Here is a 14,122-nt window from a genome sequence, read left to right as displayed (position 1 = left end):
GCTGACCATCCAGAAATTGAACAAGAAATTCAATGTTCCTGCCAAAAAAAATTGGCATCAATAAACAGACACACTATTGAGATATCAAACAACACACGCACCCAAACACCCACACTCACACGAGCACTTCGTTTTGGAGCAACCCCTACAACTTACCGAACCAGACCCACCCCGTCAAATCCACGCCGCGTGATCCGCAACACGAACAAGAGCGAAAGCCCAGCCCAACAACCAAGAAACACCACACGCACCCACCAGCAACAACCAGCAAGCACCCGCCACATTCCTCCGGGGCAACGAGGAAAAACACTACGCCCCACACCACCCCTGCGCAAACCACACACCCCAACTCGTGGCCCACACCATAAAACACCCCAAAAACTGGCCAGCTCCTCTCGCTCCGGCACGGAAAGATCCGAGGTATTTGCGCGAGACGTCGGTAAGGGGTCCTGGCTGCGTACTGCAGACAGAGACAATTCAAAGACGCGAAGTCACTGCGACCTCGCGGGCCGACCTAGGCGTGCGGGACGTAGCCCCTGTGGAGCGCGACGATGCCGCCGCTGAGGTTGCGATACTGCGCTCGTTCGAGCCCGAGCTCAAGGAACCACTCGCGTAGGCCCTCCTGATCGGGCCAGGCAAGAATTGACTCGGCGAGGTAGCTGTAAGCAGCACCATTCGCCGATACCTGCGATGCCACGTGCGGCAGCATTCCCATGATGTAGCGCGAGTAGACGTGGCGGAACGCGCGATTGTTCGGGGTCGAAAACTCGCACACGACGACGGTCCCGCCCGGCTTCACCACGCGCGCCATTTCGGAGAGAGCTTTTCGCGGTTCAACGACATTGCGCAGACCGAAACTAATGACGGCTGCATCAAATGAATCTGACGTGAACGGGAGGTTGGTAGCGTCGGCCCCCACGAAGGGGATGTGTGGTTGCCTCTTGCGCCCCTCCGCCATCATGCCAGCCGAAAAATCAGACGCAAGAACCCGGTGACCCGCACGCGCGATCGCCGCGCTCGAGGTACCGGTCCCGGCCGCCACATCAAGTACGCGAGCTCCGCTCCCCTTCGGCAGATCGAGCGCTTCCACCATCGCCGATCGCCACCCTCGATCCTGACCGAAGGCAAGGACGGTGTTGAGGAGGTCGTAGCGCCCAGCGACGCCGTCAAACATAGTCGAGACGTCGGCGGGGTTCTTGGTGAGATCAGCTCGCGTCATGGGGTCTATTGTGCCTGATCGAGGTCGCGGTGCGCGCAACGCGGGGTACGGGCGCGTCAGAGCCCGATGAGCCCCGTGAGTGCATCACGGAGGAAGTACATCACGAACAGTGCGCTCACGACATACATGAGCCAATGCACCTTTTTCGCGTTGCCCACGACAATTTGGATGACCACGTACAGGATGAAGCCCGCCCCCATGCCCACGGTGATCGAGTACGCGAACGGCATGAGGATGATCGTGAGGAAGGCGGGAATAGCCTTCGTGAGGTCACTGAAATCGATGTCCACGACCTGGCTCATCATGAGGAATCCGACGAGGACGAGGGCCGGGGTCGCAGCCTCGTACGGCACGAGAGCGACGATCGGCGATAGGAACATCGCGACGACGAAACACAGGCCAGTGACGACGGTCGCGAGGCCCGTCCGGGCGCCTTCACCGACGCCGGTCGCGCTTTCAACGAAGCTCGTGTTGGAGGAGACACCACCGACGCCACCCATGATCGCCCCGACAGAGTCGGCGATGAGGATCCGCTGGCTGTTCTCGACATCGCTGTTGTCGTCAACGAGCCCTGCCTCGGTGCCAACCGCAACCATGGTGCCCATCGTGTCGAAAAAGTCTGCGAGGAGGAGGGAGAACACGACGATGATGGCGCCGACGACACCGATGGCGCGCAGTCCACCGACCGGATCGACCTGGAACAGGGTGCTGAAATCGGGCAGTGCGAACGCGCTTCCGCTCAGGGCGGGCACGTTCATGGACCAGCCGTAAGGGTTACCTGCATCGGCGTCAGTGGCGGGGGCGAACTGACCGATTCCGACGGTGTTCTCGATGACAATGGCGAGCACTGTCGCAGCGATAATCGCGATGAGAATCGCGCCGGGGACCTTCCTCACCCACAGCACGATCATGAGGATGAGCCCGAAGACGAACACGGCTGTAGGCCAGCCAATGAGCGAGCCTGAGTTACCGAGCTGCACGGGGGTGCCACCACCGGTGGTCACGAAGCGGGCGTTGATGAGCCCAATAAACGCGATGAACAGGCCCATGCCCACAGCGATGGCGGTCTTGAGGAACTGCGGGACCGCGAGGAATACCGCCTTGCGAAAGCCCGTGAGAACGAGCAAAAGAATAATGATGCCTTCCACGAGCACGAGCCCCATCGCACCGGCCCAGGTCATGCCGGGCAGTGATACGACGCCGTAGGCGAGGTACGCGTTGAGCCCGAGACCCGCCGCCATCGCGAGCGGGAAATTCGCCCACGCTCCCATGAAGATCGAACACACGGCAGCAATCAGCGCCGTTCCCGCGGCAACAGCGGGCATATTCGGCTCGGTTCCACCGCCGAGGTACATGCCGGTCGAATCCGGCACGGTGCCGATAATGAGCGGGTTCAGTACAACGATGTAACACATCGCAAAGAACGTGACCATGCCGCCACGCACTTCACGGCCGACCGTCGAACCGCGTTTAGAGATCGAGAAAAACGAATCGAGGCGCGAGAAAGCCGCACCCTTTGAGGGAGCACTGTGGGTTTGGGACATGGCTCCCATTGTAGGAAAAGGCCCGGCCAAAGCAACGCTTTGGGCCGGGCCAGCGAGACGAAGAACTCGAGTTTTACTTCTTTTCGGGGCGATTAGCGTCGATAAAGCGGTAGTAGTCGAGGTAGTCGAGCTTCGAGGCCGCGGAGCTATCCACAACGATGGTGGCGTCCTCGTGAAGCTGGAGCGCGGTCGATGTCCAGCGGGCACTCACCCCTCCCTCGATTGTCTGGCGAACGGCTTCAGCCTTGTTCTCCCCCGTTGCGATGAGGAGAAGTTTCCTGGCCTCGCGGATTGTGCCGACTCCCTGGCTGATGGCGTGGATGGGAACGTCATCTTTCGAATCGAAGAAACGCGAGTTGTCAGCGATCGTCTTGGGGGTGAGCGTCACCAGGTGCGTGCGCGAAGCGAGCGACGTGCCCGGTTCGTTAAAGCCGATGTGACCGGTCGCCCCGACCCCGAGGAGCTGGAGATCAACGCCGCCTGCATCCTTGATCGCGGCGTCATACCGGGCTGCTTCGGCAACCGGATCCCCCGTGTCACCGCGAGGGCAAAACACCTTCGCAGTGTCGAGATCCACCTTTTCAACAAGGTGCTCGCGAATAAAACGCGCGTAGCTTTGGGGGTGCTCGGGCGAAAGCCCCACGTACTCGTCGAGCATGAAGACAGTGACATTCGCAAAGCTCAGGCCCTCGTCACGGTGACGCCGCGCGAGTTCGTCATAAGCCGCGATCGGCGAGGACCCCGTCGCGAGGCCGAGAGTGACGGGGCCACCATCTGCTTCGCGAATAGCAGCCTCGATGTGATCGGCAACGACCACGCTCGCGTCGTCGGCGGTGGGGCGAATGTAGATTTCCATGGCATCTCCGGCTTCGTTCTGGGGGCGCGGGAGGGCCGACGCTGGCCGGTCTCCGCTTACGCCCATGGTGGGCTCGCTCATGTGCTCCTGCAAGCATACGTACTTCGAGAAGAGACCAGCAAGGCCCGGCACCTCGAGGTGCCGGGCCTTGCGTTTTGGCGCGAAAGCTCCGCGCCATTTCCCCAAACGGGGCTTACTTCTTCTTCGGCGTCGACGCCGCCGCAAGCTCAAAGGCCTTGCGGGGTTCTGTCGCCTGGGCGATACCGAGAATTTCGCGGTTGCCGAGCAACGAGCTCACCCAACCCGCGACGACACCGGCCTTACGGCCGAGCGTAGGCATGGCATAGACGTGGTAGGCGCGAGCGCCGAGCCATGCGGGAATGCCCTTAAGCTCGACCTTCTTGTCGCCGATGAACAGCGTTCCGACGCCCTTGAACATGCCGAGGGTTGCCATCGTGCCGAGGTTCTTGTGGTAGTAGTCCACGAGCGGGCGCGAGTCGATCGCGCGCGCAACGTTGTCAGCGAGGCACTTCGCCTGGCGCACGGCGTGCTGAGCATTCGGCGGGCAAACCTTGCCCTCGCCCGAGGCGAGATCCGGAACGGTCGTGCAGTCGCCGGCTGCAAAAACACCCTCGAGGGGGCCGTCCTCGCCCTTGACGCGGAGGTCGGCGAGGCAGTCAAGGCGGCCGGTCTGGTTGAGCGGCAGATCCGAGTTCTCGAGGACGGGGTTCGGCTTGATGCCGGCACACCACACGATGAGGTCCGAGGCGAATTCGTCACCGTCGGAGGTCTTGACAATGCCGTCCTCGCACGAATTGAGGAAGGTCTCGAGCTTGACCTCGATGCCGCGCTCACGGAACTGCTTGAGAGCATACTTACCGAGTTCTTCGCCAACCTCGGGAAGAATTCGACCCATAGCTTCGATCATGACGAAGCGGACATCCGAGGGGTGAAGATCGGGGTAGTAACGCAGAGCTGCGGAGACCATGTCTTCAGCTTCGGCAATGGCTTCCGAGCCAGCGAAGCCACCGCCGACGAAGGTGAAGGTCAGCAGGCGCTTGCGGGTTTCGGGATCCTTGGTCGAAGCTGCCTCGGCGAGGTTGCTGAGGATGCGGTCGCGCACGGCCACGGCTTCCTCGACCCACTTGAACCCAATAGCGTTTTCAGCAAGGCCCGGGATCGGGAGCGTGCGCGGAACGGAACCGAGCCCCACGACGAGGTAGTCGTAGCTGATCTCGATCGTTTCATCGCCCTCGAGAGCGACCGTCACGACGCGATCCGCGTGCGAGATGGTCTCGACCGATCCGGTGACGACCTTGGTGCCCTGCAGGACCTTGCGCAACGGCGCGAGCACGTTGCGCGGGTCAATCGCACCGGCGCCAACTTCCGGGAGGAATGGCTGATAGGTGAGGTAGGGACGAGTGTCGACGACCGTGATGGCAACGTTGTTGCCGGCCTTCTTGCGCAGCTCAGCTGCGACGTTCATACCAACGCTTCCGCCGCCGAGAACGAGAACGTGCGGCTTGTTTCCTGAATTGATGTTCATGTGTGTGAACTTGCCTTTCCACATCGCTAACGATGCAATTCAACCACGTTGAGGCGCTTCCAAACTGAGTGAATCGAGCACGCTCATCGCGAGTCCATCGAGAATGTCGTGTTCGCTCGTCGTGACGCGCTCGAGTGTGCCTTCGTTCGCAACCCGTTCGAGGATCCGTGCCCAAATAAGCGCGCCCGCGCCGATCACGTCTATCCGTCCCGGGTGGATCGCCGGGAGCGCCGAGAGCTCCGCCGCGCTCGATCGAAGAATTCGATAGCTAAGAGCCGTGAATTCCTCGGCATCAATGCTTGCGCCGTGGCTCACCTCGGGCGTGTATTCCTCGAGGCCGAGGGCAACGGCGGTCAAAGTCGTGACGGTTCCCGCGACTCCCACGATGCCGCGAACTGCGGAAAAATCGATCGTCTGAGAAGCCTCATCAATAAGCGCGTCGATATCGCGGACAGCGGCCTCAATGTCGCCCTCACTCACGCGGTCGGCGCTCAAGTGGCGCTCCGTGAGGCGAACAGACCCCATGTCGAGGCTGATCTCGGCTCGCGGCGCATCCTCGCCGTAGACCAGTTCGGTTGAACCGCCACCGATATCAACGATCAGGCGAGGCGAGGGTCCGGGATCGGGAAGAGTCGCCACGGCACCGCGATAGCTCAGCACCGCCTCTTCGGTCCCTTCGATGACCTCGGGTTCAATGCCGAGAATCTCCCGAACCCCGTCGATGAACTCCGCTCGGTTCTCAGCGTCGCGGCTTGCACTCGTTGCTGCGAAGCGCACGCCTTCGACAGCGTTTTGCTCGATCACGCGTGCATACTGACGAGTGGCCTCAAGAGTGCGGTCGATCGCTTCAGGATCGAGGCGCCCTGTGCGGTCCACCCCGTGACCGAGGCGCACAATTTTCATCTCCCGCGCGATATCGCGCAAGGAGCCGTCGGGCGCTTCTTCCGCGACGAGAAGACGAATCGAATTAGTGCCGCAGTCGATCGCGGCGACCCTGCGGCTCATGCGCCTTCCTCCTCAAGCATTGCGGGGGTGAGGTCGCATCGGCATCGATCGATCGTCGTATCATCAGAGGCCAGTTCGAGGGCGCGGTCACCAAACGGGTTCACGCCCGGCCCCTCGGCAAGGGCCTGGCCGACCACGGCATGGAGGCACTTCACGCGGTGCGGCATCCCGCCTGCACTGATGCCATCGATCTCGTCGGCACTACCGAGTTCGGAGCGCCGCTCCAGGTACCGCTCGTGGGCGCGCGCATAGCTCTGCTGAAGCTCACTGTTCTCTTCCAGCTCGGCGGTCCACTCAGCAAGCAACCCCCGCGCCTCGAGTCGCGAGCAGGCCTCGACCATCGACGGAAGCGTGAGGTAAAGGCTCGTGGGAAACGGCGATCCATCGCTCAGACGCGGCACCGTGCGCACAACGGCGGGAGCCCCGCACGCGCAGCGACGTGCGATCGAATGCACGCCACGCATCGTTCGACCAAGCTGGCGAGCCATGAGGGCGAGATCCGCCTCGGTTGCCTCGCTCTCGAACGGAAGTGGATCAAGCGGTGTTGGCATAAAGCACTACAACCTTTCGGGCAACTATCGGCCTCAGGGGCCTTGCTTTTCGGCGGGGTCCTCGGGAGGAGCGGCCTGACTTGCGGCCACGAGCGAATCCCACATCGTGCCAAACCACGCAGTTTTCGCGCGCTGTTCCGCCTGCGCGGCCTGAGTTGTTTGAGGAACCTCGGCGCCACTTGAATCTGTCAGGCGATACTGCGTTTCCCCGGGGTAGGCGAAGAGCAAACGTTCGCGCGCTTGCGCGGAGACAAACGTCGGATCTTCCCACCGCGCAACCTGAGCCTCGAGTCCTTCGACCTCGCGTTCTTGCTGGGCAACCTGCGCACGAAGGGTGCTGAGGCGCTGTTGCTGCATGACGTACCCATTTACGGTGGGAACGAGCGCCACGAGCGCGAGAAGCGTAATCGCCAGCAGCACGAGCGAGCGCCCCGTGAGCCCCGCAATAGGAGCCAGCACCTTGCGCGCACCCGCACTTACCGAAGTTGCCGTGCGCGCCGATGCGGTGTGCCCAGCCTTCGTGCGGCGACGACTCGCGCGACCGGTAGGCGTGGAGGGGGCGGCTGCGGGAGTTCGCCGCCGCGACGCCGAGGAGCGCCCCGCCGGTCTCGACGGGGCGCCCCTTCGGTGCTTTAACGAATCAGGCATGAGCCCTATCGTAAACCGCTCAGGCCTTGAAGCGCGGGAATGCCGAAGCGCCCGCGTAGACGGCCGAGTCGCCGAGCTCATCCTCGATACGGATGAGCTGGTTGTACTTGTTGACGCGCTCACCGCGAGCGGGAGCACCGGTCTTGATCTGGCCCGTACCAAGCGCGACAGCGAGGTCGGCGATCGTGGTGTCCTCGGTCTCGCCGGAGCGGTGCGACATCATCGAGGAGAAGCCATTGCGGGTCGCCAGATCCACGGCCTCAAAGGTCTCGGTGAGGGTGCCGATCTGGTTCACCTTCACGAGGAGCGCGTTGGCGGCACCATTTTCGATGCCCTTACCGAGACGCACGGGGTTGGTCACAAAGAGGTCGTCGCCAACGAGCTGAACCTTCTCGCCGAGCTTCTCGGTGATGGCAACCCAGCCGTCCCAGTCTTCCTCGTCGAGCGGGTCCTCAATCGAGACGAGCGGGTAGGACTCAACGAGCTCGCCGTAGTAGGCGATCATGTCCTCGGCAGACTTCTTTTCACCCTCGAAGAGGTAGGAGCCGTCCTCGAAGAACTCCGACGCAGCAACGTCGAGAGCGAGCGCGACGTCCTTGCCCGGGGTGTAGCCAGCCTTCTCGATGGCCTCGATGATGAGATCGAGAGCGGCGCGGTTCGACTCGAGGTTCGGCGCGAAGCCACCCTCGTCACCGAGACCCGTCGCGAGACCACGGTCGTGGAGAACCTTCTTGAGGTTGTGGTAAACCTCGGCACCCATACGGACTGCCTCGACGAAGGTCGGGGCACCGATCGGGGCGATCATGAACTCCTGGATGTCCACGTTCGAATCCGCGTGCGAGCCACCGTTGAGGATGTTCATCATGGGGACGGGAAGCACGTGTGCGTTCGGACCGCCCACGTAGCGGTAGAGGGGCAGCTCTGCTTCCGCAGCGGCAGCCTTCGCGACAGCGATCGACACGCCGAGAATGGCGTTCGCGCCGATCTTGCCCTTGTTGTCGGTGCCGTCCGCGTCAATCATCGCGAGGTCGATCGCGCGCTGGTCGGTCACGTCCATGCCCTCGATCTTTTCGGAGAGCTCTTCGGCAACCGCGGCGGCAGCCTGCGAAACGCCCTTGCCGAGGTAACGGCCCTTGTCACCATCGCGGCGCTCAACGGCCTCAAATGCACCGGTCGAGGCACCCGAAGGAACCTGGCCGAGGAACTGGTAGCCCTCGTCGGTCGTCAGAACGACCTCAACGGTGGGGTTGCCGCGCGAATCAAGAATCTCGCGACCGCGAACGTCGAAGATGAATGCCATGAGATGGCCTCCTTAGTCAGGATTTTCAAGTGGCGGGTCGCCTTTGACCTTCGCCCTCAAGTCTAGTGCGGATCGTGTGATCTACCTGAAGGGTTTTGCGCACCCCCGGCGCGGCGAATGCGACCCAGGTCACGGAGTGGGACCTCAGTCGCGAGCCAATTGCGCCTCGACCCTCGCCACGAGTGCGCGAAGAGCCGATTCGGGATCCTCATCACGCGCTGCAGCCTCGAGCACGATCGCCATTATTCGAGAGGCGATACTCCCATTCGACGCGCTGTTCTCAACGACAGCCCTGAGCTCTTCCTCCCGCCCCGCAGCTTGCGCACGCGCGGCGATCTTGAACGCCCGCTGGAGTGCGGGAAGGGCGAGTGGAATCCCCTCGGCGAGTGCACGGCGCGGCTTCTCCTGCGACTTGATGCGGTCCCACCGCGCCGTAATCTCCTCAATGCTCAAATCCTCGCGCTCGGGTCCAAACACATGCGGGTTTCGGCGATACATTTTCGCGTTGAGAGACCGGGCAACCGAATCCAGCGTCCACGGCTCAGCTTCCTCCATGCCGATTCGGGCATGAAACACGAGCTGAAACAGCAGGTCCCCGAACTCGTCAACGAGCTCCGACGTACGAATCGGCTCGCGCTCAAGTTCAGCAAGAACTTCGTGGGTTTCCTCGAGCAAGTATCGCGAAAGAGAACCGTGTGTCTGGGCAGCGCTCCACGGATCACCCCCTGGGCTTCGAAGCTCGTGCATGATCCTCACCGACTCGACGACCGCAGCGCCGGGAGCGACGGGGGACGCGAAAACATAATCCGCATCGATGGGCCCACCGGAGGCCTCTTCGAGCGCGCCAATCGTCTCGATAGGCGACGGAAGGTGGGGGTGCTCGGAATCGCAGAGCCAGGCGAGATACCCGCCCGGGCAGCCGTCGGAATCCTCGAGCCACGCGCCGACCGAGCGCGCAAGCTCGTGTGCACTTGCGCTTTCAAGCCGCACGCACTCGATCCCGGCCTCGCGCACGTGTGCCTCCCACGCCGGGTGCGCGCACGACAGGGCAACGCTCGCGGCGCCCCTGAGAGTGTCCCAGCCGCGCGCCGTCATAAGCCCTGGCGCATTCAGGGGCGAAACGGGAACAACCTTGAGCTCGCCCGAAAAAGACCCGTTCATCACGCGTGCCCCTTTCGTCCAAGACCCGCCTGGCGCGTCCCTTGCGGCGCGTCACGACGTGAGTTTTCGAGCCTACTTGCGCGCGGTGATCGCGAACCGAACGAACGCGGGCGGGAGGGTTCCGACGGCTGCTCGGCAAGCTCGATACCCCGTTCTTTCGCCCATGCGGGCTTCAGCTGTGCAATCACGCCGCGGCAGAACTCGAGCAGGGCCTCGTCGGTGAGGGGAATACCACCGACACGCTGAGTGCGCGGATGCGGGACGAGAACCTGGCGAAGGGCAGGCTTGAGCACCGTTCCCGGATACAACCTGCGGAGCTTGAGCTGCACGCTGTCCGTGACGTCCACGTGCGCGAAGCGGATCATCTTGCCCTGTACCTGCACCTCGTCGATCCCAGCTTCGGAGGCATCCAGGCGGAAGCGCGCGACGTGAAAGAGACGCTCGACCTCCGCAGGCGGCACGCCGTAACGGTCCTCGAGCTCGGAGTGCACGCTCTCGAGCTCGTCGACACTCTTCGACGCCGAAATCTTCGAGTATGCCTCGAGGCGTAGGCGCTCGGAATCGATGTACTCGACGGGAATGTGCGCGTTCAGGGGCAATTCGACCTTCGTGTCCTTCGCCGTATGGTCGAATTCGCCCTTGAACGCTGCGACAGCCTCGCCGACCATGCGTACGTACAAGTCAAAGCCCACACCGGCAATGTGCCCGGACTGCTCGCCGCCGAGCAAGTTCCCTGCCCCGCGGATCTCGAGGTCCTTTATCGCGACCTGCATGCCTGCACCGAGCTCCGAGTGCGTCGCAAGCGTCGTGAGGCGATCGTGCGCTGTTTCCGTGAGCGGTTTCGTCGCCGGATACAGGAAGTACGCGTAGGCGCGATCGCGCGAGCGCCCCACCCTTCCGCGAAGCTGGTGAAGCTGCGAGAGACCAAATCTGTCCGCATTCTCCACGATCAGGGTATTTGCGTTCGAAATGTCGAGGCCCGTTTCCACAATCGTCGTGCACACGAGTACGTCGAAGCGCTTCTCCCAAAAGTCGAGGATGACTCGCTCGAGTTGGGCCTCGTTAAGCTTGCCGTGGGCGACCTCCACTCGTGCATCGGGCACGAGCTCACGCAAGTGCGCGGCGGTGCGCTCAATATCCTCGACGCGGTTGTGGATGAAGAACACCTGCCCCTCACGCAAGAGTTCGCGGCGGATCGCGGCCTTGACCTGAGCATCCTCGTGCGCGCCAACGTAGGTGAGCACGGGATGGCGCTCCTCTGGCGCAGTCGCGAGAGTGGAAAGCTCACGGATGCCCGTGACGGCCATCTCGAGGGTCCTGGGAATCGGGGTTGCCGACATCGACAGCACATCGACGTTGGTGCGCAATGCTTTGAGAGTCTCCTTGTGCTCAACACCGAAGCGTTGCTCCTCGTCCACGATGATGAGCCCCAGGTCCTTGAAACGCACCTGCCCCGTGAGCAAGCGATGCGTCCCGATCACTACGTCGACCGAACCGTCCTTGAGCCCCTCGATCACCGCATCCGATTCAGCCTTGGTTTGGAAGCGCGAAAGCCCACGCACGTTGACGGGAAAGCCCGCGTATCGCTCTGTGAAGGTGTCGACGTGCTGCTGAGCGAGAAGAGTCGTCGGGCATAGGACCGCCACCTGTTTGCCATCCTGCACAGCCTTGAAGGCCGCGCGTACCGCAACTTCGGTCTTGCCGTAGCCGACGTCACCGCACACGAGGCGATCCATGGGAAGTGGCTTTTCCATATCCCGCTTGATGTCGTCGATCGTCGAAAGCTGATCGGGAGTTTCCGTGTACTCGAAGGCGTCCTCGAGTTCGTGTTGCCACGGGGTATCGGGCGAGAAGGCAAAGCCCGAACTGCGCTGGCGCTCGCTATAGAGCCTCACGAGTTCATCGGCGATCTCCCGGATGGCCTTGCGCGCACGCGACTTGGTCTTCGACCAGTCGCTTCCGCCCATCTTGTTCACGCTCGGGGCCTCGCCTCCGACGTACTTCGTCACCTGGTCGAGCTGGTCGCTCGGGACGTAGAGGCGATCACCAGGCTGGCCCTTCTTCGAGCTCGCGTACTCGATGACGAGGTATTCGCGGGTCGCGCGCTTATCGCCCGTGCCTACGGTGCGGCTCGTCATCTCCACGAACCGCCCGACTCCGTGGTGGTTGTGAACGACATAGTCCCCGGGCGACAGCTGGAGCGGATCGACCATCGCGCGGCGGCGTGCGGCAAGTTTCTTGCCACCAGATCGGCGAGCGGCCGATTTCCCCGTCATGTCTCGCTCACACAAGAGCATGAGTTTGATGTCCTCGAGGAGGATTCCCTCGGTGATCGGCCCGGTCGTGATGCTCACGTGCGAGCGGGAAAGCTCCTCGTCGAGATCAGCGCTGAACCGCGCCGTGACACCCGCCTCAGTGAGCGACTCGGCGATGTGGCGCCCGGTACCCGCTCCAGCGGTCGTGAGGACGATTCGCCATCCGTCACTGACGTGCTGTGCGAGGTCGCGCGCCGCATTCGCGATCGAGCCGCCGTATCCAGGGTGCGGCTTCGCCTCGGACGTGAGGTCGGCATCGAGCCCGAACGGGGCAAGCGTGGAGACCGGGAGGTGTCGGGCCTCAAGCTCGCCGAGTGTGTCCTCGAGCGACGAGAAGCTTGCCTGCGACACATCGATCGGCACGGCACCGCCCTGCGCTGCACTCGACCACGCCGCCTCAAGGAACTCTTCCGTTGTGCGCACGAGCTCATCGACACGCGTGCGAATGCGTTCGGGCTCGACGAACACAAGGCTCGAATGCTCGGGAAGTAGGTCCGCGAGGCTCACCATCTCCCCCACCAGAAGCGGAGTCAGCGACTCCATGCCCTCGACGGCAATGCCCTCCGCAAGCCGCGAGAGGATGTCAGCGGCGCCGGGCAGCTGCGCGATCGCGGCGCGTGCTCTCGCGCGCACGTCCTCCGTCAGAAGAATCTCACGGCACGCGGGTGCATCGAACGCTTCGAGAGTATCCTCCATCGAGCGCTGATCCGCGACGGAAAAGAAACGGATCTCTTCAAGCTCGTCGCCGAAAAAATCGAGGCGGACGGGATGCGAGAGTGTCGGCGGGAACACGTCCACAATACCGCCACGCACCGCAAACTCACCGCGCGAGGAGACCATGTCCACGCGCGAGTACGCCGCACCGACGAGCTTCTCCACAAGCTCGTCGATCGCAATGAAGTCGCCGCGCTCGAGATGAACCGGCGCTAGATTCTCAAGTCCGCGCGCCATCGGCTGCACGAGTGCACGCACAGGCACCATGAGTACCTCGACCCCACCCGTTTCGTCCGGATGCGCCAGTGAATAGAGCGTGGAAAGCCTACGCGCGACCGTGTCGCTACGCGGCGAAAGCCTCTCGTGCGGAAGAGTCTCCCAGGCGGGGAACAGCGCAACCTTCGCGGCCGGGACGAGAGCCTCGATCTGGGCGGCAAGATCTTCTGCTTCACGCGTCGTTGCGGTCACCACGACGAGCGGGTCCGACGGTCCCCTGCGCGAAGCGGCCTCGGCAAGATAAAGCGGGTGCATGCCGCTCGGGGCGATGATCGATACGCCCTCGGCGGTGGAACGCGCTTCGACGAAGCGCGCGAGATCAGCAGAGTGCGCCGCGGCGGCGAGAACGGGGGCGATGCTCACGGGCGGATCGCCTCGCGCGAATGAAACTCCTGCTGCGCCGCCACGAGGCCCTGCTCCACGAGCATCTCCACGCACTGCCCGGCCGAGGTCACGAGGTCATCAAGTACCTTGCGCTCCGACGAGGAAAAAGGAGCCAGGACGAAATCCGCGGTATCGCGCCCCTGCGGGGGACGCCCCACGCCGACGCGCACGCGCAAATAGTCTTTGGTGCCGAGCGCACGCGAGATATCACGAAGGCCGTTGTGACCGCCTTCTCCCCCGCCGATCTTCGCTTTAATCGCACCGAACTGCGTATCGATCTCATCGTGTACGACGATGAGATTCTCAGGCTCGATCCCGTAGTACTGCGCGAGCGCAGACACGGGCCCACCCGAAGTGTTCATGTAGCACCCAAGTTTCGCCAGAATCACCCGGCGGCCGGTACCCGGCGCCCCCATGTGCCCCTCAATAACTGAAGCATTGGCCTTTTTGTGCCGTTTGAACGAGGCGCCGGCCCACTCGGCAAGTCGATCAAGCACCATGTGCCCGACATTGTGTCTCGTCGCTTCATACTTGGGGCCAGGGTTCCCGAGGCCCACAATCAGCATCGTCTCGCTCACAACTCTACTTTCCGCACTAATCCAG

General features: G+C 62.8%; 11 protein-coding genes. All 11 read right to left on the bottom strand.

Going from position 1 to position 14,122, the window contains the following annotated elements; all coding sequences use genetic code 11:
* Positions 1 to 514 precede the first annotated feature (514 nt).
* The gene (locus tag HMPREF1484_RS07220) at positions 515 to 1,219 is read right to left on the bottom strand and encodes a class I SAM-dependent methyltransferase (RefSeq protein ID WP_016664380.1); all 705 of its coding nucleotides are present in this window, start codon (positions 1,217 to 1,219) and stop codon (positions 515 to 517) included.
* A gap of 56 nt (positions 1,220 to 1,275) precedes the next feature.
* Positions 1,276 to 2,772: an NCS2 family permease gene (locus HMPREF1484_RS07215; protein WP_016664379.1), complete on the bottom strand. Its 1,497-nt coding sequence runs from the start codon at positions 2,770 to 2,772 to the stop codon at positions 1,276 to 1,278.
* Between the two features lie 64 nt (positions 2,773 to 2,836).
* The gene (nagB, locus tag HMPREF1484_RS07210) at positions 2,837 to 3,619 is read right to left on the bottom strand and encodes a glucosamine-6-phosphate deaminase (RefSeq protein WP_040386929.1); all 783 of its coding nucleotides are present in this window, start codon (positions 3,617 to 3,619) and stop codon (positions 2,837 to 2,839) included.
* Between the two features lie 193 nt (positions 3,620 to 3,812).
* A complete protein-coding gene (locus HMPREF1484_RS07205) occupies positions 3,813 to 5,165 on the bottom strand; it encodes an NAD(P)/FAD-dependent oxidoreductase (protein WP_034374785.1) in 1,353 nt (450 codons plus the stop codon).
* Positions 5,166 to 5,204: 39 nt separating this feature from the next.
* Entirely contained in the window at positions 5,205 to 6,170 is a 966-nt protein-coding gene (locus HMPREF1484_RS07200; protein ID WP_016664376.1) for a Ppx/GppA phosphatase family protein, read from the bottom strand.
* Positions 6,167 to 6,721, bottom strand: coding sequence for a DUF501 domain-containing protein (locus HMPREF1484_RS07195; protein ID WP_016664375.1), 555 nt, complete (start codon positions 6,719 to 6,721; stop codon positions 6,167 to 6,169). Before HMPREF1484_RS07195 ends, HMPREF1484_RS07200 begins: the two co-directional genes overlap by 4 nt.
* Positions 6,722 to 6,754: 33 nt before the next feature.
* Positions 6,755 to 7,369, bottom strand: a complete 615-nt coding sequence (locus HMPREF1484_RS07190) for a septum formation initiator family protein (protein WP_147594907.1) — start codon at positions 7,367 to 7,369, stop codon at positions 6,755 to 6,757.
* Between the two features lie 19 nt (positions 7,370 to 7,388).
* The gene (gene eno / locus HMPREF1484_RS07185; RefSeq protein WP_016664373.1) at positions 7,389 to 8,669 is read right to left on the bottom strand and encodes a phosphopyruvate hydratase; all 1,281 of its coding nucleotides are present in this window, start codon (positions 8,667 to 8,669) and stop codon (positions 7,389 to 7,391) included.
* 144 nt (positions 8,670 to 8,813) lie between these two features.
* Positions 8,814 to 9,830 carry a MazG nucleotide pyrophosphohydrolase domain-containing protein gene (locus HMPREF1484_RS11810; RefSeq protein WP_016664372.1) on the bottom strand — a complete coding sequence of 339 codons (1,017 nt, stop codon included), beginning with the start codon at positions 9,828 to 9,830 and terminating at the stop codon, positions 8,814 to 8,816.
* Complete coding sequence (gene mfd, locus HMPREF1484_RS07175; protein ID WP_016664371.1) at positions 9,830 to 13,498, bottom strand: transcription-repair coupling factor; 3,669 nt, start codon at positions 13,496 to 13,498, stop codon at positions 9,830 to 9,832. Before mfd ends, HMPREF1484_RS11810 begins: the two co-directional genes overlap by 1 nt.
* A complete protein-coding gene (gene pth / locus HMPREF1484_RS07170; protein WP_040386520.1) occupies positions 13,495 to 14,097 on the bottom strand; it encodes an aminoacyl-tRNA hydrolase in 603 nt (200 codons plus the stop codon). Before pth ends, mfd begins: the two co-directional genes overlap by 4 nt.
* Positions 14,098 to 14,122: the final 25 nt, after the last annotated feature.

It is taken from the genome of Dermabacter sp. HFH0086, from assembly GCF_000413375.1.
GTDB lineage: Bacteria > Actinomycetota > Actinomycetes > Actinomycetales > Dermabacteraceae > Dermabacter > Dermabacter hominis.
Note: the sequence above shows the minus strand (reverse complement) of the source record. Positions and strands in the feature narration are given on the sequence as shown.

Bases quoted from the DNA above. Each gene is read 5' to 3' on its own strand.
- HMPREF1484_RS07220 (WP_016664380.1), bottom strand. From the start codon at position 1,219: ATGACGCGAGCTGATCTCACCAAGAACCCCGCCGACGTCTCGACTATG.
- HMPREF1484_RS07215 (WP_016664379.1), bottom strand. From the start codon at position 2,772: ATGGGAGCCATGTCCCAAACCCACAGTGCTCCCTCAAAGGGTGCGGCT.
- nagB (WP_040386929.1), bottom strand. From the start codon at position 3,619: ATGGAAATCTACATTCGCCCCACCGCCGACGACGCGAGCGTGGTCGTT.
- HMPREF1484_RS07205 (WP_034374785.1), bottom strand. From the start codon at position 5,165: ATGAACATCAATTCAGGAAACAAGCCGCACGTTCTCGTTCTCGGCGGC.
- HMPREF1484_RS07200 (WP_016664376.1), bottom strand. From the start codon at position 6,170: ATGAGCCGCAGGGTCGCCGCGATCGACTGCGGCACTAATTCGATTCGT.
- HMPREF1484_RS07195 (WP_016664375.1), bottom strand. From the start codon at position 6,721: ATGCCAACACCGCTTGATCCACTTCCGTTCGAGAGCGAGGCAACCGAG.
- HMPREF1484_RS07190 (WP_147594907.1), bottom strand. From the start codon at position 7,369: ATGCCTGATTCGTTAAAGCACCGAAGGGGCGCCCCGTCGAGACCGGCG.
- eno (WP_016664373.1), bottom strand. From the start codon at position 8,669: ATGGCATTCATCTTCGACGTTCGCGGTCGCGAGATTCTTGATTCGCGC.
- HMPREF1484_RS11810 (WP_016664372.1), bottom strand. From the start codon at position 9,830: ATGAACGGGTCTTTTTCGGGCGAGCTCAAGGTTGTTCCCGTTTCGCCC.